Here is a 19,301-nt window from a genome sequence, read left to right as displayed (position 1 = left end):
GCCGGGCGGCACGTGAAACAGGTCACGTGGCCGGGTTCCGGTTTCCCGGAAGCGCCGAAGATGGTTTAGCGTTCATCCATACGTGGCGACGGAGTCGACCGAGTGTCCTTCGTACGTCACCGCTTACGGCCCTGGCTGGCTTCCCCCGTCCAGCCAGGGCTTTTTCATGCCCTCGCGCCCCCACCCCCGGTACCGGCACGGAATACGTCCGGGATCCGCCGTCCGCCGAGGTGCTCACGGCGCCGACAGCGACTGAAATGGGCATAGGGAAAGCCCCGGAACCGAATCGCCGGCGAGGAGCCCCGTGCCATGACCAAAGCGATCAAACTGCTGACCGCCCTCCCCCAGCCCCAGCGCGGACGGCTTACGGCACTCGCCCGGGAGGTCTCCTTCCCCGAGGACACCCGGATCTTCGAGGCGGGCGGCCGGGCCGACCGGTTCTGGGTCGTCCGCTCCGGCGCGGTCTCCCTGACCCAGCAGGTCACGTCCCTCCAGCAGGTCACGGTCGCCAGCCTCGGCGCGGGTGACCTGCTCGGCTGGTCCTGGCTCTTCCCGCCCTACGAGTGGGACTTCGGCGCCGAGGCCTTCAGCCCGGTGCGCGCCTACGAGTTCGACGCGGCCTCGGTACTCGCCCTGTGCGAGGAGGACCCGCAGCTCGGCATCGTGCTGGTGCGCTCCGTAGCCGAGATCCTCGCGCACCGGCTGGAGACCACCAGGGGCCGGCTGATGGAGCACTACGCCCTGCACGGACGCGGGTCCCTGTGAGACGCCCCCGCCGCGGTGGCGGCGGGACCCGGGGACGCTTCCGCCCCGGTGGCGGCTAGACCCGGTAGCGCCGCAGCGCCGGGATCGCGGCCGCCAGGGCCAGCATCACCACCACGACGAGCAGCCCGCCGCCGGCCACCGCCTCCCGCGCGCCGAAGGCGGAGCCCGCCCCGCCGTGCAGGACGTCGGCCAGGCGGGGGCCGCCCGCCACGACGACGGTGAAGACACCCTGCATCCGCCCGCGCATCTCGTCGGTCGCGGCGGACAGCAGGATCGCGCCGCGGAACACCATGGACACCATGTCCGCGACGCCCGCCACGACGAGGAAGGCCACCGCGAGCCACAGGCTGGAACTCAGCCCGAAGCCGGCGATCGCGGCGCCCCAGACCACCACCGCGCCGATCACCATCCACCCGTGGCGGCGCGCCCGGGAGAAGGTGCCGGAGAACACCCCGCCGGCCACGGCGCCGACGGGTATCGCCGCGAACAGCAGGCCGAGGGCCGGCCCCTCGCCATGGCCCGCGTAGCCTTCGGCGGCGAGCTGCGGGAACAGGGCGCGGGGCATGCCGAGGACCATGGCGACGATGTCGGCCAGGAAGGACAGCAGCAGCACCTTGTGGCGCGCGATGTAGCGGAAGCCGGCCACGACCTCGCGCACGCCCGCGCGCCGGGCCCCGGCTCCCGACAGCGGCGGCAGCGCCGGGAGCCGGTGGACCGCCCAGACGGTGACGCACAGCGCCAGCGCGTCGATCAGGTACAGCTCGGCCAGTCCGACGACCGGGATCAGGGCGCCGGCCAGCAGCGGGCCGACCACCTGTCCGGTCTGCATGACGGTCGAGCCGAGGGCGTTCGCGGCGGCGAGTTCGTCCTCGGGGACGAGCCGGGCGATGGAGGCGTTGCGCGCCGGGGCGTTCAGTCCCCAGAAAGCCTGCTGGAGCGCGAGCAGCAGCATGAGGGCGGCGACCGACTCCGTGCCGGTGACGGCCTGCACCCAGAAGAGCAGCGAGGTCACGGCGATGCCGACGTTGGTGATCAGCAGCAGCTTGCGGCGGTCCACGGTGTCGGCGACCGCCCCGCCCCAGAGCGCGAACACGATCAGCGGCAGCAGGCCGGCGAGGCTCGCTGCGCCGACCCAGGCCGAGGAGCCGGTGATGTCGTAGATCTGCTTGGGCACGGCCACGGCGGTGAGCTGGCTGCCGACCGCCGTCACGATGGTGGAGGACCACAGCCTGCGGTAGGCCGGGCGGCGCAGCGGGCGGGTGTCCATGGCCCAGCGGCGCCATCCGCGCCGTCGGTCCCCCTGCCGCGGATCGGGACCCTTCGCCCCTGCTTCGGTACCGCTCTCACTGCTCTCGCTCGTGTCCACGCGCTTCCTACATGCTCATTACATCTTTCGGTTGCGGGCCCACTATCCCAGTCCCGACCGGACGCTCTGCGGGCGCGTGGCCGGTTGGCGTCCCCGCTCAGGCCCCGGTGATGAGCGTGATCCCGAGGACGATCATGGTCGCGGCCACCAGTCCGTCCAGGACCCGCCAGGCCGCCGGCCGGGCCAGGAAGCGGCCGAGGTAGCGCGCGCCGAAGCCGAGCGCGGCGAACCAGCACAGGCTGGCGACCGCGGCCCCCACGCCGAAGGTCCAGCGCAGCGGCCCCTGGTCGGCGGCGACCGAGCCCAGCAGGAAGACCGTGTCGAGGTAGACGTGGGGGTTGAGCCAGGTGAGCGCCAGGCAGGTGAGGACGGCCCGGCGGCGCGAGCCCGCGGCCTCGCCGTCCGCCCGCAGCGCGCCGGACGGCCGGAACACGCGCCGGGCGGCCAGGGCTCCGTAGCCGAGCAGGAACGCGCCCCCGACCCAGCCGATCGCGGTCAGCGCGCCGGGCCAGGCCACCACCACCGCACCGACCCCGCCGACCCCGAGGGTGATCAGCAGGGCGTCGGACAGCGCGCAGATGCCGACCACGGCGAGGACCGCGTCACGGCGGATGCCCTGGCGCAGGACGAAGGCGTTCTGGGCTCCGATGGCGACGATGAGCGAGAGGCCGGTGCCGAAGCCGGCGGCCGCGGCGGTGAGGGCGTTGGTCATGCTCCCGACGCTAAGCGAGCGATCACAGGAGGTACAGCTAAAGATTCTTACGTAACATTAGGAGATGTGATGACACCTGAGGCAGGGGCGACGACGGGTCCGGCGGCGTTCGCGGACCTTCCCATCGATCAGGTACGCACCCTGCTGGCCGTGGTGGACGAGGGCACCTTCGACGCGGCGGCCGCCGCCCTGCACGTGACACCGTCGGCGGTCAGCCAGCGGGTGAAGGCGCTGGAGCAGCGCACCGGCCGGGTGCTGCTGCTGCGCACCAAGCCCGTGCGTCCGACGGACTCCGGCACCGTGCTGGTACGGCTGGCCCGTCAGGTGGCCAGGCTGGAGCGGGACGCGTACGCCGAGCTGGGGCTCAGCGGAGACGGGGAGCCGACGCGGGTCTCGGTGGCGGTCAACGCCGACTCGCTCGCCACCTGGTTCCTGGGCGCGCTCACGCGGATGCCCCGGGACCCGCGGCTCTGCTTCGAGCTGCGCCGCGAGGACGAGGACCACACGGCGGCCCTGCTGCGGGAGGGCGTGGTGATGGCCGCGGTGACCTCCTCGCCCGACCCCGTCCCGGGCTGCACCGTGCGGCACCTGGGCCGGATGCGGTACCTCCCCTGCGCCGAACCTGCCTTTGCGGCGCGGCACTTGGGCGGACCGCTGCGCCCGTCGATCGTGGCGGCGCCGGTGGTGGTCTTCGACCGGCGGGACGACTTCCAGGACGGCTTCGCGCGCCGGCTCGGTCACGACGGCGCGGGCCCCGCGCGGCACTACGTACCGACGTCGGAGGGGTTCGTCGAGGCGGTCGCCGCCGGCCTGGGCTGGGGCATGGTGCCCGAGCCACAGGCGGAACCGCTGCTGCGCGCGGGCCGGCTCGTCGACTTCGCCCCGGATCTGGCGGTGGAGGTCCCGCTGTACTGGCAGCAGTGGAAGCTCGATTCCCCGGCGCTGGCCACCGTGGCCGACGCGGTGGTCTCGGCGGCGGCGCGGGCCCTGCGGACGTAGGCGCGCCCCGGGCGAAAATCACACAGCCGGTTTCACACCGGTGGCGAGCGGTCACCCGCAACGGAGCACACCATTCCTGAAAGCGCGAACGATACCGATCGCAGGTGACTTTGATGGACAACTGGCGAGAGCACGCCGCGTGCCGCGCGGAGGACCCGGACCTGTTCTTCCCGATCGGCACCACCGGACCGGCCGCGTTGCAGACCGAACAGGCCAAGACGGTCTGCCGGGGCTGCCCCGTGCAGGAGCAGTGTCTGCGCTGGGCCCTCGACACGGGCCAGACCATCGGCGTCTGGGGCGGGACCAGTGAACTGGAACGCCGTGCGCTCAAGCGGCGCGAGGCCGTGCGCAGGCGGTCCGCCTGACCACGGCGCGGCACGGTCGCCCCCGGCGGCCGGACGCCGCACCACGGCAGAACCACCCCTGGAAGGACCGGCCATGACCGTGCGTGTGCACCGCGTCTACGACCCGCCCGCGCCCGACGACGGCGTACGGGTGCTGGTGGACCGGCTGTGGCCGCGGGGGGTGGCGAAGGACGCGTCCCAGGTGGACGCGTGGCCCAAGGGCCTGACCCCCTCGACCGAACTGCGCCGCTGGTACCACGCGGGCGAGGGCCCCTACGAGGAGTTCGCCGCGCGCTACGAGGCGGAGTTGGCCGCCCCGGAGGCGGCCGAGCTCCTCGACCAGCTGCGGGAGCTGGCCCGCCGGGGGGACGTGACGCTGCTGACCGCGTCCAGGTCCCCCGGGCGGAGCCACGCTGCCGTGCTGCGCCGCCTCCTCGACGAGGCGCAACGGACGTGAGCGGTGTGAGCTGTGTGCGGGGCGTGAGCGGCCTGCGGGGCGTGCGCCGCCGGCCGGACGCGTCCGCCGCTCAGGCGGTCTGCCGTGCCGCGGCCCGGCCCGCCGCCCGCCCGGAGAAGAGGCAGCCGCCGAGGAAGGTGCCCTCGAGCGCGTTGTAGCCGTGCACCCCGCCACCGCCGAACCCGGCCACCTCACCGGCCGCGTACAGGCCCCCCACCGGGGTGCCGTCGGCGCCCAGGGCGCGCGAGTCCAGGTCGGTCTGGATGCCGCCGAGGGTCTTGCGGGTGAGGATGTGCAGCTTGACCCCGATCAGCGGGCCCGCCGCCGGGTCGAGGATGCGGTGCGGGGCGGCCACCCGGCCGAGGCGGTCGCCGATGTAGCGGCGGGCATTGCGGATGCCCTGGATCTGGGCGTCCTTGGCGTACGGGTTGGCCATCTGGAGGTCCCGGGCCTCTATCTGGCGCCGGATCGAGGCGGCGTCCAGGAGCGGCTTGTCGGTCAACCCGTTCATCGCGTCGACCAGTTGCTCCAGGTTCGGCGCGGTCACGAAGTCGGCTCCCTCGCGCAGGAAGGCGTCCACGGGGCCAGGGGCACCCTTGCCCAGGACGCGCTCGCGCAGGAACCCGGCCCGGTCCTTGGCGGTGATGTCGGGGTTCTGCTCGGAGCCGGAGAGCGCGAACTCCTTCTCGATGATCTTCCGGGTGAGGATGAACCACGAGTGGTCGTGCCCCGCGAGGCCGTCGGCCGTGCGCAGGTGCCGCAGGGTGCCGAGGGTGTCGTAGCCGGGCAGGCAGGGCTCGGGCAGGCGGCGGCCGAGGGCGTCGAACCACAGGGAGGACGGCCCGGGCAGGATGCGGATGCCGTGGCCGGGCCAGATGTGGTCCCAGTTGCGCACGCCCTCGGTGTAGTGCCACATCCGGTCGCGGTTGACCAGGCGGGCGCCCGCCTCCGCGCTGATGTCGAGCATCCGGCCGTCGACGTAGGCGGGGACCCCGGTGACCATCTCGGCGGGCGGGGTGCCGAGACGCTCGGGCCAGTGGCGGCGGACGATGTCGTGGTCGGCGCCGATGCCTCCGGAGGTGACGATCACGGCCTGGGCGGTGAGTGCGAACTCGCCCGCCGCCTCGCGACTGGAGGCGACGCCCCGGGGCGAGGTGTCCTCGGCGAGGACCGTGCCGCGCACGCCGCGCGCGGTGCCGCCCTCGACGATCAGCTCGTCGACGCGGTGGCGGTGATGGAAGGTGAGCAGCCCGTCGCGGGCGGCTTGGCGGGCGTACTTGACGAACGGCTCGACGACGCCCGTGCCGGTGCCCCAGGCGATGTGGAAGCGGGGCACGGAGTTGCCGTGGCCGCCGGCCCTCAGGTCACCGCGCTCGGCCCAGCCGACGGTGGGCAGGAAGGTGATGCCGTGCCCGGCGAGCCAGGACCGCTTCTCCCCCGCCGCCCACTCGACGTACGCCCGCGCCCAGCGCACCGCCCAGGAGTCCTCGTCCTCGGTCCGGTCGAAGCCCGCGCTGCCCTGCCAGTCGCTCCAGGCCAGGTCGAAGGAGTCCTTCACGCCGAGACGGCGCTGCTCCGGGGAGTCCACGAGGAACAGGCCGCCGAAGGACCAGAAGGCCTGCCCGCCCAGGTTGGCGGCGTTCTCCTGGTCGACGAGGGCGACCCTCCGGCCCCGGCTGGTCAGTTCGTGGGCCGCTACCAGGCCCGCCAGACCCGCTCCGACCACGATGACGTCGGCATCCATGGCGACCGTCCCTTCCTGTGTGTCAGTGACTCGTGCTGCCCTCGACGAGCAGCGCGGTGAGCAGCCGCCCCAGCCAGGCCCGGGCGTGCTCGACGTCCTGGTCCAGGAGCAGTTGGGTGGTGACTCCGTCGTACGCGGCGACCACGGCGTGCGCGGCCCCCTCGGCGTCGCCGAGCACGGCGGGCAGGGCGGTGTGTCCGCGGGCCCGGGCCAGCCGGTCGGCGATCGCCCGCCTGAGGCGGGCCCGGTGCTCCAGCAGGGTCCGGGCGACCTCCGGGTCGCGGGCGGCGTGCACCAGGAAGTCCGTCTTCACCAGGAGCCAGTCCCGGTCGAGGAGCAGCACCTCGGTGACGCGCTCCACGGCGCCCGGCACGTCCAGATCGGGACCGTCGGAGGCGAGGGCGGCGGACACCTGCTCGGCGATCAGGCCGGCCCGCTGCCGGTAGAGGGCGAAGAACAGCTCGTCGAGGCTGTCGAAGTTGGAGTAGAAGGCGCCCCGGCTGTACCCGGCCGCCTCGCAGACCTCCTCGATCGACACCCGTCCGAAGCCCTTGGTGGCGAACACCGCGAACGCGGCGTCCAGGAGGTTCGCGCGGGTGCGCGCGCGCCGCCCGGTCACCCGCCCGGTGGTCGCCTTCGCCCTCATGCCCCGCCCCCCGTCCCGGCTCGGATGCGCGAATGTATCGGATACACCGGTGTATCGAAAGGGGGGCGGTCGGCTTCGCGAGCACGGCTCGATCGGCTATAGAACACATTTTCGAACACGCGGTACGCTGGTCGCATGACCACGCACCTCCAAGGCTCGCTCTTCGACCAGACCGACGAGGTCCGGCTCGGCCCGCTCACCGGAGTGCGCCGCACCCCGCTCGGCTCCGGGGCCTGGATCGACCTGCTCCCCGGCTGGCTGAGCGGCGCCGACGCGCTCTTCGAGCGGCTGGCCGCCGAGGTCCCGTGGCGTGCGGAGCGGCGCGCCATGTACGACCAGGTGGTGGACGTGCCCCGGCTGCTCGCGTTCTACGGCGCGGGCGACGCGCTGCCGCATCCGCTGCTCACCGAGGCGCGGGACGCGCTGTCCGCGCACTACGCCGCCGAGCTGGGCGAACCGTTCACCACCGCGGGGCTGTGCCACTACCGCGACGGCCGGGACAGCGTCGCCTGGCACGGTGACCGGATCGGGCGGGGAGCGCGGCAGGACACGATGGTCGCCATCCTCTCGGTCGGCGCGCCCCGTGACCTGCTCCTGCGCCCGGCGGGCGGGGGCGGCCCCACGGTGCGCCGCCCGCTCGGCCACGGCGACCTGATCGTGATGGGCGGCTCCTGCCAGCGCACCTGGGAGCACTGCGTCCCCAAGAGCACCCGGGCCGCCGGGCCCCGCATCAGCGTCCAGTTCCGCCCGCACGGCGTGCGCTGAGTCGCCGGTGGGGCCCGCGCGCGCCCCCGCTCCCCCGGCCTGCTTCCCTGGTACCGGCGAACCGGAACGAGCGGACGGCGGGACGATCATGCGGGCACGGGTGCGGCACGTCGGGGAGGGCATCCACCTGGTGCACGGCTCCCACACCAACTGGGTGATCCTTACGGACGGGGACGCCGTCACCCTGGTCGACACCGGGTATCCCGGGGACCGCGCACAGCTCCTCGCCTCGCTCGCGGAGGTCGGGAGTGCGCCGGAGGCGGTCGTGGCGGTGCTGATCACCCACGCCCACAACGACCACCTGGGCTCGGCCGAGTACCTGCGCGCCGCCCACGGCACCCCGGTCCTCCTGCACGAGGCGGAAGTCCCGCACGCCCGCCGGGACTTCCTCCAGCAGGTGCCGGTCGGCACGGTGCTGCGCAACGCCTGGCGTCCGGGCGTGCTGCCCTGGGCGGTGCACGTGCTGCGCTCCGGCGGTACCGAGCAGCACCCGGTGGCCTCGCCGGAGCCCTTCCCCGCCGACGGGCCGCTCGACCTTCCCGGCCGGCCCGTCCCCGTCCACACCCCCGGGCACACCGACGGGCACTGCGCCTACCACCTTCCGGACGCCGGAGTGGTGATCTCCGGCGACGCGCTGGTGAGCGGGCACGCCACGTCCCGGACCACGGGACCGCAGCTGCTGCCCGGCATGTTCCACCACGACCGGGCACGCGCCGCGGCCTCCCTCGACGTCCTGGCCGGTCTGGACGGCGACGTCCTGCTCCCCGGGCACGGTCCCGTCCACCGCGGACCGGTGGGGGAAGCCGCCCGACGGGCCCGGGAACGGGCGTTCTAGAGTCGGGGCATGGCCTTGCAGATCAGCGCCACCAATCCGGAGCACCCCGCGCTCCTGCTCGAACTGCCGTGGCAGACGCCGCTGGAGCAGTGGCCCGAGGAGTACCTCGTCCCGCTGCCGCGCGGCATCTCACGGCACGTCGTCCGCTACGCACGCGCCGGGGACGAGGTGATCGCCGTCAAGGAGCTGGCCGAACGCCCGGCGCTCCGCGAGTACCAGCTGCTGCGCGACCTGGACCGGCTCGCCATCCCCGCGGTGGACGCGCTCGCCGTGGTCACCGGCCGCGCGAATGCCGCCGGCGAGCCGCTAGAGCCGGTGCTGATCACCCGCCACCTCGGCGGCTCCATGCCGTACCGGTCGATGTTCGAGACGACGCTCCGTCCGGCGACCATGCACCGCCTGATGGACGCCCTGGCGGTGCTCCTGGTCCGGCTGCACCTGGCCGGCTTCGCGTGGGGCGACTGCTCGCTGTCCAACACCCTCTTCCGGCGCGACGCGGGCGCCTACGCCGCCTACCTGGTGGACGCCGAGACCGGTGACCTGCACCCCCGGCTGAGCGACGGACAGCGCGACTACGACCTCGACCTCGCGCGGGTGAACATCAGCGGTGAGCTGCTCGACCTGGAGGCCTCCGGCGCCCTGCACCCCTCCGTCGACCCGATCGACTTCGGCACCGAGATCTGCGCCCGCTACCGGCGCCTGTGGGAGGAGCTGACCCGCACCTCCGTCTACCCGGCGGGCAAGTACCACTACATCGAGCGCCGCATCCGGCGCCTCAACGACCTCGGCTTCGACGTGGCCGAGATGCAGATCGAGCACGCCTCCAACGGCGACACGGTCACCTTCGTGCCCAAGGTCGTCGACGCCGGCCACCACCAGCGCCAGTTGCTGCGCCTGACCGGCCTGGACGCCGAGGAGAACCAGGCCCGGCGGCTGCTGAACGACCTGGAGAGCTGGATGGCCACCCAGGACGACTACGCCCCGGGCGACCCCCTGGGAGCCCGCCCCGAGGTCCTCGCCCACCGCTGGGTGCGCGAGGTCTTCCGGCCCACGGTGCGCGCCGTGCCGCTGGAGCTGCGCGGCGCGATGGACCCGGCCGAGATCTACCACGAGCTGCTGGAGCACCGCTGGTTCCTGTCCGAGCGCGCCCAGCACGACATCGGCCTGGACACCGCCGTCGAGGACTACGTCACCACCATCCTGCCGCGGGCCCGGGAGACCCTTCAGCCCACGGCGGACTGAGCGGCGTACCGGCCGTCACGTGTGCGGGACCACCGCCACCGGGCAGTCGGCGTGGTGCAGCACGCCGTGCGCCACGGAGCCGATCCGGGCGCCGACGGCCGTACGGCGGGCCCGGCGGCCGACCACCATGAGCTGGGCGCCGCCGGCCACCGACAGCAGCACCTGACCCGCGCTGCCCATCTCGACGTGCTCGATCACCGGGACGTCGGGGAAGCGCTCGCGCCACGGCGCGAGGGCCTCGCCGAGTGCCTTCCGCTCGTACTGCTCCAGGCCCCCGGCCTCGTCGGCAAGCCGCATCGAGCCCGGGCTGTAGGTGAACACCGTCGGCAGGGCCCAGGCGCGCACGGCCCGCACCGTGGCGCCGCGCGCGGCGGCCGCCTCGAAGGCGAACCCGATCACGTCGGCGCTGTCCTCGGGCTCCCCCTGCTGACCCACGACGACCTCGCGCCCCGCGGCCTCGTTCGCGGCCTCGTCCCCGGCGCGCACGAGCACGACCGGCCGGGGCGACTCGGCGATCACCTGCTGGCCGACGGAGCCGAGCAGGAAGCCGACGACCGCCCCGTGCCCCCGCGACCCGAGCACGAGCGTCTCGGTGTCGGCCGTGGCGGCGAGCAGCGCGGCGACGGCGTCGTCGGCCTCGCGGATCTCCGTGGAGACCGCGAGGTCCGGGTGGCGCTCGGTGACGGTCCGGACCGACTCGGCCACCGAGTCCCGGATCCCCCGCTCCTGCGCCTCGCGGTCCGTGGGGCCGTCCGTGTCCCGCGACGCGAACCGCCAGGCGTGCACGACACGCAGCGACGCCTCCCGGCGGACCGCCTCCCTGGCGGCCCAGTCCAGCGCGGCCAGGCTCTCCTCCGAACCGTCCACACCTGCCGTGATCGCGCGCGTCATGCGGGCCCCTCCCTGTGTCGCCGTCTCGTTCATGGGGCCCAGTCTTCCCTACGCTGTCCGCATGACCTTGGAGTGGGAGCAGGTGAACGTCGACGCGGCCGATCCGGCGGCGCTCGGACGCTGGTGGGCCGAGGCGCTGGGATGGGTCGTGGTGAACGACGCGCCCGACGAGTACGAGATCCGCCCGGCGCCCGACCGGCTGCCCGGGCTGCTGTTCGTCCCGGTACCGGAGGACAAGACCGTCAAGAACCGGCTGCATCTCGACTTCCGGCCGAAGGACCAGGAGGCCGAGGTGGCCCGCCTGCTGGAACTGGGCGCGCGCCGTGCCGACGTGGGCCAGGGCGAGCAGCCGTGGGTGGTCCTGGCGGACCCGGAGGGCAACGAGTTCTGCGTGCTCGGCCCCCGCGGCGGCCGTCCGGCGGGCTGAGCGGCCGACTGAGCGGGCCGCGCTGATCGAACATACGATGGACGGCAGGCCGGTGCGGTGACGGGGACGCCGTACCGTGAACCCGGCCGTTCGACGTGGGGGACGCATGGCACAGGCCGACGGGGCGACGCGGACCGTCATCATGACCGTGGACGACGATCCGGGGGTCTCCCGCGCCGTCGCCCGTGATCTGCGGCGGCGGTACGGCGCCTCGTACCGCATCGTGCGCGCGGAGTCCGGCGAGTCGGCCCTGGAGGCGCTGCGGGAACTGAAGCTCCGCGGCGACCTGGTGGCGGTGCTCCTGGCCGACTACCGGATGCCGCGGATGAACGGCATCGAGTTCCTGGAGCGGGCCCTGGACGTGTATCCGGGCGCCCGCCGGGTGCTGCTGACCGCGTACGCGGACACCGACGCGGCGATCGACGCGATCAACGTCGTGGACCTGGACCACTATCTGCTCAAGCCGTGGGACCCGCCCGAGGAGAAGCTCTACCCGGTGCTGGACGACCTGCTCCAGGCCTGGCGCACCGGCGACCACCGGCCGGTGCCCAGCACGAAGGTGGTCGGGCACCGCTGGTCGGCGCGCTCCTCCGAGGTCCGGGAGTTCCTGGCCCGCAACCAGGTGCCGTACCGCTGGTACTCGTCCGACGAGCCGGAGGGGCGGCGGCTGCTGACGGCGGCCGGGCAGGACGGGCGGCGGCTGCCGGTGGTGATCACGCCGGAGGGCGCCCCGCTGGTGGAGCCGGAGGCACCCGAACTGGCCGCGCGGGTGGGTCTGGCGACGACGCCGGCGGCCGACTTCTACGACCTGGTGGTCATCGGCGGCGGTCCCGCGGGGCTGGGGGCGGCCGTGTACGGGGCCTCCGAGGGACTGCGGACGGTGCTGGTGGAGCGGTCGGCGACCGGCGGACAGGCCGGGCAGAGCTCCCGCATCGAGAACTACCTCGGCTTCCCCGACGGCGTCTCCGGCGGGCAGCTCACCGACCGGGCCCGGCGGCAGGCGGCGAAGTTCGGCGCGGAGATCCTCACGGCGCGCGAGGTGACCGGCCTGGAAGTGGGCGGCGCGGCGCGGACCGTGCGGTTCTCGGACGGCTCGGCGATCGCCGCGCACAGCGTGATCCTGGCGACCGGCGTCTCCTACCGGCAGCTGGCCGCGCCGGGCGCCGACGACCTGACCGGCTGCGGCGTCTTCTACGGTTCGGCGCTGACCGAGGCGGCCTCCTGCCACGGCCACGACGTGTACATCGTGGGCGGCGCCAACTCGGCCGGGCAGGCGGCGATGTACCTGGCCCGGGGCGCCAAGTCGGTGACGCTGCTGGTGCGCGGCGACTCGCTGGCGGCGTCGATGTCGTACTACCTGATCCAGCAGATCGAGGAGACGCCCAACATCCGGGTGCGCTGCGGCACGGCCGTGGAGGGCGCGCACGGCGACGGGCACCTGGAACGGCTGACGCTGCGCGACGCGGCGAGCGGTGAGACCGAGCAGGTCGACGCGCAGTGGCTGTTCGTGTTCATCGGAGCGGCCCCGCGGACCGACTGGCTGGACGGGACGGTGCTGCGGGACGAGCGGGGGTTCATCCTGGCCGGGCCGGACCTCACCCCCGACGGGCGGCCCCCGGCCGGCTGGGAGTTGGACCGGCCGCCTTACCACCTGGAGACCAGCGTGCCGGGCGTGTTCGTGGCGGGCGACGCCCGCGCGGAGTCCGCGAAGCGGGTCGCGTCCGCCGTCGGAGAGGGAGCCATGGCCGTGATGCTCGTCCACCGGTACCTGGAGCAGTCGTGAGCGGCCGGCCGATGCCGTGCAGCCCCCGGGAGATCGGGGAGCTGTTCCTGTTCGAGAAGCTGACCCCCGAGCAGTTGGGCCGGCTGTGCGCCGAGGGCCGGGTGGAACGGTTCGAACCCGGGCCGGTGTACGCCGAGGGCGAGGACGCGACCTGCTTCTACGTGTTGCTGGACGGGACGGTCGTGCTCTCCCGGCGGGTCGGCGGGGACGAGGTGGAGACCCACCGCACCTCGCAGCGCGGGGTGTACGCCGGGGCGATGCAGGCGTACGTCGGCGACCGGGTGCCGCAGGTCTACACGAACTCGATGCGGGTCACCGAGCCGACCCGGTTCTTCGTGCTGCCGGCGCAGACCTTCGCGAGCGTCATGCAGGAGTGGTTCCCGATGGCGGTGCACCTGCTGGAGGGGCTGTTCTTCGGTTCGCAGAACACCCAGCGGGCCATCGGTCAGCGGGAGCGGCTGCTGGCGCTCGGTTCGCTGTCCGCCGGTCTCACGCACGAGCTGAACAACCCGGCGGCGGCGGCCGTACGGGCCACCTCGGCGCTGCGGGAGCGGGTGGCGAAGATGCGCCACAAACTGGCCGTCATCACCGAGGGACCGTTCACCCGCGACGCGCTCGCCGGGCTCATCGAGATCCAGGAGCGCACGGCGGAGCGGGTGGCCAAGGCCCCCTCCCTCTCCCCGCTGGAGGCCAGCGACCGGGAGGACGCCCTCGCCGACTGGCTGGACGACCACGGCGTCGAACAGGGCTGGCGGATCGCGCCGACCTTCGTGCAGGCCGGGCTGGACACCGAGTGGCTGGACCAGGTGGCGGCGGCGGTGGACGAGCAGCTGCTGCCGGGGGCGATCGGCTGGCTCAACTACACGGTCGAGACCGAACTGCTGATGGACGAGATCGCGGACTCCACCGCCCGAGTCTCGCACCTCGTCGACGCAGCCAAGCAGTACGCGCAGCTCGACCGGGCCCCCTACCGGACCGTCGACGTCCACGAACTCCTGGACAGCACCCTGCTGATGCTGTCCGGCAAGATCGGCCCCCGGATCGACGTCGTCAAGGACTACGACCGCACCGTGCCCGAGATCCCGGCGTACCCGGCGGAACTGAACCAGGTGTGGACCAACCTCATCGACAACGCGGTCTCCGCGGTGAACGGCGCGGGCGGCGACGGCACCCTGACCGTGCGGACCACGCTCCACCACGACCGGCTGCTCGTGGAGTTCCGCGACACCGGGACGGGGATCGCGCCGGAGATCCGCGACCGCATCTTCGATCCGTTCTTCACCACCAAGCCGGTGGGCGAGGGCACCGGGCTCGGTCTGGACATCTCCTGGCGGATCGTGGTCAACAAGCACCACGGCACGCTGCGGGTGGACTCCGTGCCCGGCGACACCCGCTTCCAGGTGCTGCTCCCGCTGACCGCCGCCGCACCCGAACCGACCGAGGAGTCCGCATGACCGACGACACCGGAATCGACCCCACCGTCCCGCCGAGCGGCCCCGGCTGCGCCGACTGCGACGCGGTGGACGGCTGGTGGTTCCACCTGCGGCGCTGCGCCGGCTGCGGTCACGTCGGCTGCTGCGACAGCTCGCCCGGGCAGCACGCGACCGGGCACTTCCGCGCGACCGGGCATCCGGTGGTGCAGAGCTTCGAACCGGGTGAGGACTGGTACTGGGACTACGCGACCGAGGAGGTGCGGGAGTCCGGCCCCGAACTGGCCGCACCGCGCAGCCACCCGGAGGACCAGCCGAGCCCCGGACCGGCGGGACGGGTGCCCGCGGACTGGGCCGAGACGCTGCGTCGTTGAGGAGGGCGCGGCCCGGTCCGGTGGCCTCGCGCCGGTCCCTCGGGGGCCGGCCGCACCGGCGCCGGACCGACCGCCGGGCTCGTGCCAGGATGGGCGGCGTGTCGCAGACCATGTTCACCAGCCCGCTCGTCGGCCGCGAGGACGAACTCGCGCGCCTGGACGACGTCCTGGAACGGGCTCGTTCGGGCGAGGCCCGTGCGGTACTGATCGCCGGGGACGCCGGGGTCGGCAAGACCCGGACGCTCGACGAGGTCGCCGGGCGGGCCGCCGCGGCCGGGACGACCGTGCTCACCGGGCACTGCGTCGACCTGGGGGACGTGGGCCTGCCGTACCTGCCGTTCACCGAGATACTCGGCGCGCTCGCGGCCGACGAGCGCTTCGCCGCCGTCCTGGCCGCCCATCCGGCCGCCGACCGGCTGCTCGGCGGCGGTGTGGACGACGGTCCCGACGGCGGGGACGCCACCACGCGGTCGCGGCTGCGGCTGTTCGAGGGGGTGGCGGCCCTGCTGACCGAGCTGGCGGAGATCACCCCGCTGCTGCTGGTCCTGGAGGACCTGCACTGGGCCGACCAGTCCTCCCGGGACCTGCTGCGGTTCCTGCTCAGCCGGGGGGTCCTGCACCGGCCGGCGGGCGGGGCGCCCGGCCACCGGCTTGCGGTGCTCGCCTCGTACCGGGCGGACGACCTGCACCGGCGCCACCCGCTGCGGCCCCTGCTGGCCGAGCTGGTACGGCTGCCCGCCGTGGAACGCCTGGAACTGCGCCCGCTGCCCGACGCCGACGTGGCCCGGCTGGTGCGCCTCCTCGGGGACCGGCCGCTGCCCGACACCACCGTGCACCGGATCGTGGAACGCGCCGAGGGCAACGCCTTCTACGCCGAGGAACTGGTCGCGGCCGCGGACGCGCCCGCCTCAGGGGTGCCCAGCGGTCTGGCCGACGTCCTGCTCATCCGGTTCGAGCAGCTCTCCGAGACCGCCCAGCAGGTCCTGCGCACCGCGGCCGTCGCCGGGCGGCGCGTGGGGCACGAGCTGCTGCGGGAGGCGGTCGGGCTGCCCGAGGAGGAGCTGGAGACGGCCCTGCGGGAGGCGGTGGGGCGGCAGTTGCTCGTCACCGGCGACGACGGCGCCTACTCCTTCCGCCACGCCCTCGCCCGGGAGGCGGTCTACGCCGACCTGCTGCCCGGCGAACGGGCCCGGCTGCACGGCGCGTTCGCCCGGCTGCTCTCCGGGCCGGGGAGCCGGTCCGACAGTGCCGCCGAGCGCGCGCACCACTACCGGGAGAGTCACGACCTGCCCGAGGCGCTCGCCGCGTCCCTGGCCGCCGCGGACCACGCCCAGCGCGTCGGGGCGCCGGCGGAGGAACTGCGGCACGTGGAGGCGGCCCTCGACCTGTGGTCGGCGGTCGACGCGGCGGCGCGGCCGGCCGGTTCCGACGCCGTGACGCTCACGCTGCGCGCCTCGGCCGCCGCCGCGCACGCCGGGGAGCTGCACCGCGCGGTCTCCCTCACCCGCTCCGCGCTGGCCGGCCTCGGCCAGGACGCCGACCTGGAGCTGGCCGCCCGCGTCCGGTACACGCTCGCCGGGAACCTGCTGAACGTCGACAACCTGTCGGCCGCGTTCACGCACAGCAGCGAGGCGCTCGAACTGATCCCCGCCGAGCCGCCGTCGGCGACGTGGATGTGGGCCGCGGCGACGCACGTCATGGCGGCCCGCCAGGTCGGCGAGTACGAGACGGCGCTGCGGGTCGCCCGCCGGGCGCTGGGCGTCGCCGACCAGCTGGGCGTCGCCGACGCCCGCGCCGATCTGCTGATCTCCCTGACCAGCCTCGAAGGCGGCAACCGGAGCACCCCGCGGGGCCGGGAACGGCTGCTGGAGGCGCGGGAGCTGGCACGGCGGGCGGGGAACGCGCCGGTGGAGATGCGCGCCCTGTTCAACCTCGCCATCGGGAGCTTCGAGTCCGGTGACCTGGAGGAGTGCCGGCACTGGGCGTCGGAGGGGCTGGACCGGGCCCGGCGTTCCGGGCTGCTGTCGTCGCCGTACCCCCGTGAGATGCGGTACCTGCGGCTGCTGGTGCAGTACACGCTGGGCCACTGGGACGAGTGCGTGCGCGCGGCGGCGGACGACGCCGGTGTGCTGCCCGCCGCGGGGGGTCATGGCGCGGGCCCCGGGCTCTACGTGGCGCTGGCGCGCGGGGACCTCTCGGCCGCCGACCGGGCCCGCGCGCTGCTGGAGGGCCCGTTCGACTGGATGGCCACGCTGGTGGCGGGCATCGTGCTGACCGACGCCGCCGCTTCGCGGGGTGACGCGGAGGAGGCCGTGCGGTGGATGCGGTCCACCGTGGAGGTGCTCACCGACGACGCGGGCGTGCTGCCCGCCGCCACCGTCCGACTGGCCGCCCTCGCCCTGTCCGCGGTCGCCGACCGGGTCGTCGAGCTGCGCGGGGCCGGCGACGGGACGGAGGCGGGCCGCTGGACGGCCACCGCGAAGGAGCTTCTGGCGCAGGCCCGCCGGGCCGCAGGGCACGGAGAGGACGGCGTACCGCAGGGGCCGGAGGGGCAGGCGTGGCTGGCACGCGCCGAGGCGGAGATGACCCGGATCGAGGGGGCCGGACCCGACCCGGCGGCCTGGCGGCGGGCGGTGGAGGGGTTCGCGCACGGCGACGTCTACGAACGCGCGCGATGCCGGTTCAGGCTGGCCGAGGCGCTGCTGGCGGCCGACCGCCGCGAGGAGGCGGCCGTCGAGGCCGACGGCGTACGGCGGGAGGCCGACCGGCTGGGCGCCACCCTGCTGCGCGAGCGCCTGGACGGGCTGGCCCGCCGGGGCAGGCTCACGGGCGCCAGGGAGGGTTCCGCCGTGCTGACGGCCCGCGAACAGGACGTGCTGCGGCTCCTCGCCCTCGGCCGCAGCAACCGCCAGATCGGCGAGGAGCTGTTCATCAGCGCCAAGACGGCGAGCGTCCACGTCTCCAACATCCTCGCCAAGCTGGACGCCGCCAGCCGTACGGAGGCGGTGGCGGTCGCCTACCGCCGGGGACTCGTCGCCCCGGAGCCGACCACACCGTCCTGACCCGGCCCGCATCGGCCCGTACCGGGCACCGCCCGGTCCCGGGAACCCCCGGTGGGCGGCGGTCGTTGAGCCGTCACCGAGAGACCCGACCGGAGCGCGGACCACGACGAAGGACGGCACGATGAGCGAGTTGGTCCCCGGGGGCAACGTCCCTCTGCCGGACGGCCCCGTGAGCGTGCGGGTGCCCGGCGACTTCGACGTGTCGGCGCTCGTCACGGACGACGGCGGGAAGGTGCGCGGCGACGAGGACTTCGTCTTCTACAACCAGCCGGAGGCACCCGGCGCCCGGCTGCGCGGCGACACGCTCACCGTCGATCCCGGGCGGCTGCGCCCCGGTGCCACCCGGGTGACGGTGGCGGTCAGCCCCTCGGACCCAGCGACCGCCCTGAGCGCGCTGCCCTCCCCCACCCTCCAGGTCACCGACGCCCGCGGCCGGATGCTGACCCGGTTCACCCCCGAGCGGCCCCGGCAGGAGACCGTACTGCTGCTCGCGGAGTTCTACCGGCGCGGCGCGGGCTGGAAGCTGCGCGCGCTCGGCCAGGGGTACGCCGACGGACTCGCCGGACTCGCCCGGGACTTCGGGGTGGACGTCGTCGAGGACGCCGCCGCACCCGGCATCCGTCCGACGGCCCCTCCCCCGGCGCCCGCCGCCGACCCCGACGGCTTCCTCGCCCTGGTGAACTCCGCCCGGGCGGCCGCCGGTTCGGGCCCGGTAGCCACCGACGCGCGGCTGGTCCGCGCGGCGCGTGCGCACGCCACCGCCATGGCCGCCGCCGGCACCCTGAGCGTGGAGACCCGCGACGGCGTCAGCGTCCACCAGCGCGTCGTCTCGGCCGGGTACGCGTACCTCACCGTCGGCGAGCACCTGGTCTCGGGCCCGCGCACGCCCGCCGAGTTCGTCGCGTACTGCCTGGGCACCGAGCGCACCCGGCGCACACTGCACGCCGCCTTCACCCACACCGGGTGGGCCCACGCCACGCACGGCGGCTCGGGCGACACGTACTGGACGGCGCTGTGGGCCGTGCCGTTCACACCGGACGGCCTGGCCCGCACCGCGGCCGAGGTCGTCGACCTCACCAACCGGGAGCGGTCGGCGGCGGGGCTGCCCGTGCTGGCGGCCGACCCGCGGCTCACCGCGGCCGCGCAGGCGCACAGCGATGACATGGTGGCCCGCGACTTCTACTCCCACACCGACCCGGACGGCGGCAGACCCTGGGACCGGGCCGCCGCCGCGGGCGCCGCGCGCCGCACCGTCGGCGAGAACATAGCCTGCGGCCAGCGCTCCCCCGCCGATGTCGTGGAAGGCTGGATGAACAGCCCCGGACACCGCGCCAACATCCTGAAGGCCGACTTCACCCACATCGGGATCGGCTTCGCCGGCGGCGGCCGGGCCGGCACCTACTGGACGCAGCTCTTCGGCGGCTGAGGCCCGGCGTCCGGTGACCGATCTTGGCGGAAG

18 protein-coding genes are annotated in these 19,301 nt (G+C 74.4%); 13 read left to right on the top strand and 5 right to left on the bottom strand.

Features of this window, described 5'->3' with window-relative positions:
- Nucleotides 1-309 precede the first annotated feature (309 nt).
- Nucleotides 310-765, top strand: a complete 456-nt coding sequence (locus tag AC07FV_RS14565; RefSeq protein ID WP_356610777.1) for a cyclic nucleotide-binding domain-containing protein — start codon at nt 310-312, stop codon at nt 763-765.
- Between the two features lie 55 nt (nt 766-820).
- Here AC07FV_RS14565 and AC07FV_RS14560 read toward each other — a convergent pair whose 3' ends face one another.
- Both AC07FV_RS14560 and AC07FV_RS14555 read right to left on the bottom strand, forming a co-directional pair.
- Complete coding sequence (locus tag AC07FV_RS14560) at nt 821-2,131, bottom strand: MFS transporter (protein ID WP_479087320.1); 1,311 nt, start codon at nt 2,129-2,131, stop codon at nt 821-823.
- A gap of 97 nt (nt 2,132-2,228) precedes the next feature.
- Nucleotides 2,229-2,843, bottom strand: coding sequence for a LysE/ArgO family amino acid transporter (locus AC07FV_RS14555; protein WP_479087318.1), 615 nt, complete (start codon nt 2,841-2,843; stop codon nt 2,229-2,231).
- Nucleotides 2,844-2,912: 69 nt separating this feature from the next.
- Between AC07FV_RS14555 and AC07FV_RS14550 the strand changes: the two genes are divergently transcribed.
- From AC07FV_RS14550 to AC07FV_RS14540, 3 genes are all read left to right on the top strand, one after another.
- Nucleotides 2,913-3,842 carry a LysR family transcriptional regulator ArgP gene (locus tag AC07FV_RS14550; protein ID WP_479087317.1) on the top strand — a complete coding sequence of 310 codons (930 nt, stop codon included), beginning with the start codon at nt 2,913-2,915 and terminating at the stop codon, nt 3,840-3,842.
- Between the two features lie 113 nt (nt 3,843-3,955).
- Nucleotides 3,956-4,207 (top strand): WhiB family transcriptional regulator, encoded by a 252-nt coding sequence (locus AC07FV_RS14545; RefSeq protein ID WP_053126994.1) that lies wholly within the window; start codon nt 3,956-3,958, stop codon nt 4,205-4,207.
- Nucleotides 4,208-4,280: 73 nt separating this feature from the next.
- On the top strand, nt 4,281-4,643 hold the full coding sequence (locus AC07FV_RS14540) for a DUF488 domain-containing protein (RefSeq protein WP_479087315.1): 363 nt from the start codon (nt 4,281-4,283) through the stop codon (nt 4,641-4,643).
- A gap of 70 nt (nt 4,644-4,713) precedes the next feature.
- On the opposite strand, the gene AC07FV_RS14535 is transcribed toward AC07FV_RS14540, so the two are convergent.
- Nucleotides 4,714-6,387: an FAD-binding dehydrogenase gene (locus tag AC07FV_RS14535; RefSeq protein WP_479087314.1), complete on the bottom strand. Its 1,674-nt coding sequence runs from the start codon at nt 6,385-6,387 to the stop codon at nt 4,714-4,716.
- Between the two features lie 22 nt (nt 6,388-6,409).
- Nucleotides 6,410-7,033 (bottom strand): TetR/AcrR family transcriptional regulator, encoded by a 624-nt coding sequence (locus tag AC07FV_RS14530; protein ID WP_479087312.1) that lies wholly within the window; start codon nt 7,031-7,033, stop codon nt 6,410-6,412.
- Nucleotides 7,034-7,168: 135 nt separating this feature from the next.
- Between AC07FV_RS14530 and AC07FV_RS14525 the strand changes: the two genes are divergently transcribed.
- From AC07FV_RS14525 to AC07FV_RS14515, 3 genes are all read left to right on the top strand, one after another.
- Entirely contained in the window at nt 7,169-7,798 is a 630-nt protein-coding gene (locus tag AC07FV_RS14525; RefSeq protein ID WP_479087310.1) for an alpha-ketoglutarate-dependent dioxygenase AlkB, read from the top strand.
- A gap of 88 nt (nt 7,799-7,886) precedes the next feature.
- On the top strand, nt 7,887-8,633 hold the full coding sequence (locus AC07FV_RS14520) for an MBL fold metallo-hydrolase (protein WP_479087309.1): 747 nt from the start codon (nt 7,887-7,889) through the stop codon (nt 8,631-8,633).
- Between the two features lie 9 nt (nt 8,634-8,642).
- On the top strand, nt 8,643-9,875 hold the full coding sequence (locus AC07FV_RS14515; RefSeq protein ID WP_479087308.1) for a DUF4032 domain-containing protein: 1,233 nt from the start codon (nt 8,643-8,645) through the stop codon (nt 9,873-9,875).
- Nucleotides 9,876-9,890: 15 nt separating this feature from the next.
- On the opposite strand, the gene AC07FV_RS14510 is transcribed toward AC07FV_RS14515, so the two are convergent.
- Nucleotides 9,891-10,766 carry a universal stress protein gene (locus AC07FV_RS14510; RefSeq protein ID WP_479087307.1) on the bottom strand — a complete coding sequence of 292 codons (876 nt, stop codon included), beginning with the start codon at nt 10,764-10,766 and terminating at the stop codon, nt 9,891-9,893.
- A 61-nt stretch (nt 10,767-10,827) separates the two neighbouring features.
- Between AC07FV_RS14510 and AC07FV_RS14505 the strand changes: the two genes are divergently transcribed.
- The 6 genes from AC07FV_RS14505 to AC07FV_RS14480 all read left to right on the top strand — a co-directional run bounded on the left by AC07FV_RS14505 (nt 10,828) and on the right by AC07FV_RS14480 (nt 19,268).
- The gene (locus tag AC07FV_RS14505; RefSeq protein ID WP_479087306.1) at nt 10,828-11,193 is read left to right on the top strand and encodes a VOC family protein; all 366 of its coding nucleotides are present in this window, start codon (nt 10,828-10,830) and stop codon (nt 11,191-11,193) included.
- A 106-nt stretch (nt 11,194-11,299) separates the two neighbouring features.
- The gene (locus AC07FV_RS14500; RefSeq protein ID WP_479087305.1) at nt 11,300-12,976 is read left to right on the top strand and encodes an NAD(P)/FAD-dependent oxidoreductase; all 1,677 of its coding nucleotides are present in this window, start codon (nt 11,300-11,302) and stop codon (nt 12,974-12,976) included.
- Between the two features lie 11 nt (nt 12,977-12,987).
- Nucleotides 12,988-14,430 (top strand): ATP-binding protein, encoded by a 1,443-nt coding sequence (locus tag AC07FV_RS14495; protein WP_479087377.1) that lies wholly within the window; start codon nt 12,988-12,990, stop codon nt 14,428-14,430.
- Complete coding sequence (locus AC07FV_RS14490) at nt 14,427-14,780, top strand: UBP-type zinc finger domain-containing protein (protein WP_479087304.1); 354 nt, start codon at nt 14,427-14,429, stop codon at nt 14,778-14,780. The genes AC07FV_RS14495 and AC07FV_RS14490 overlap by 4 nt, the downstream gene beginning before the upstream one ends.
- Nucleotides 14,781-14,869: 89 nt before the next feature.
- Entirely contained in the window at nt 14,870-17,842 is a 2,973-nt protein-coding gene (locus tag AC07FV_RS14485) for a helix-turn-helix transcriptional regulator (protein ID WP_479087302.1), read from the top strand.
- A gap of 121 nt (nt 17,843-17,963) precedes the next feature.
- Nucleotides 17,964-19,268 (top strand): CAP domain-containing protein, encoded by a 1,305-nt coding sequence (locus tag AC07FV_RS14480; protein ID WP_479087300.1) that lies wholly within the window; start codon nt 17,964-17,966, stop codon nt 19,266-19,268.
- Nucleotides 19,269-19,301: the final 33 nt, after the last annotated feature.

The sequence above is a fragment of the Streptomyces sp. NPDC045956 genome, assembly GCF_056430705.1.
Note: the sequence above shows the minus strand (reverse complement) of the source record. Positions and strands in the feature narration are given on the sequence as shown.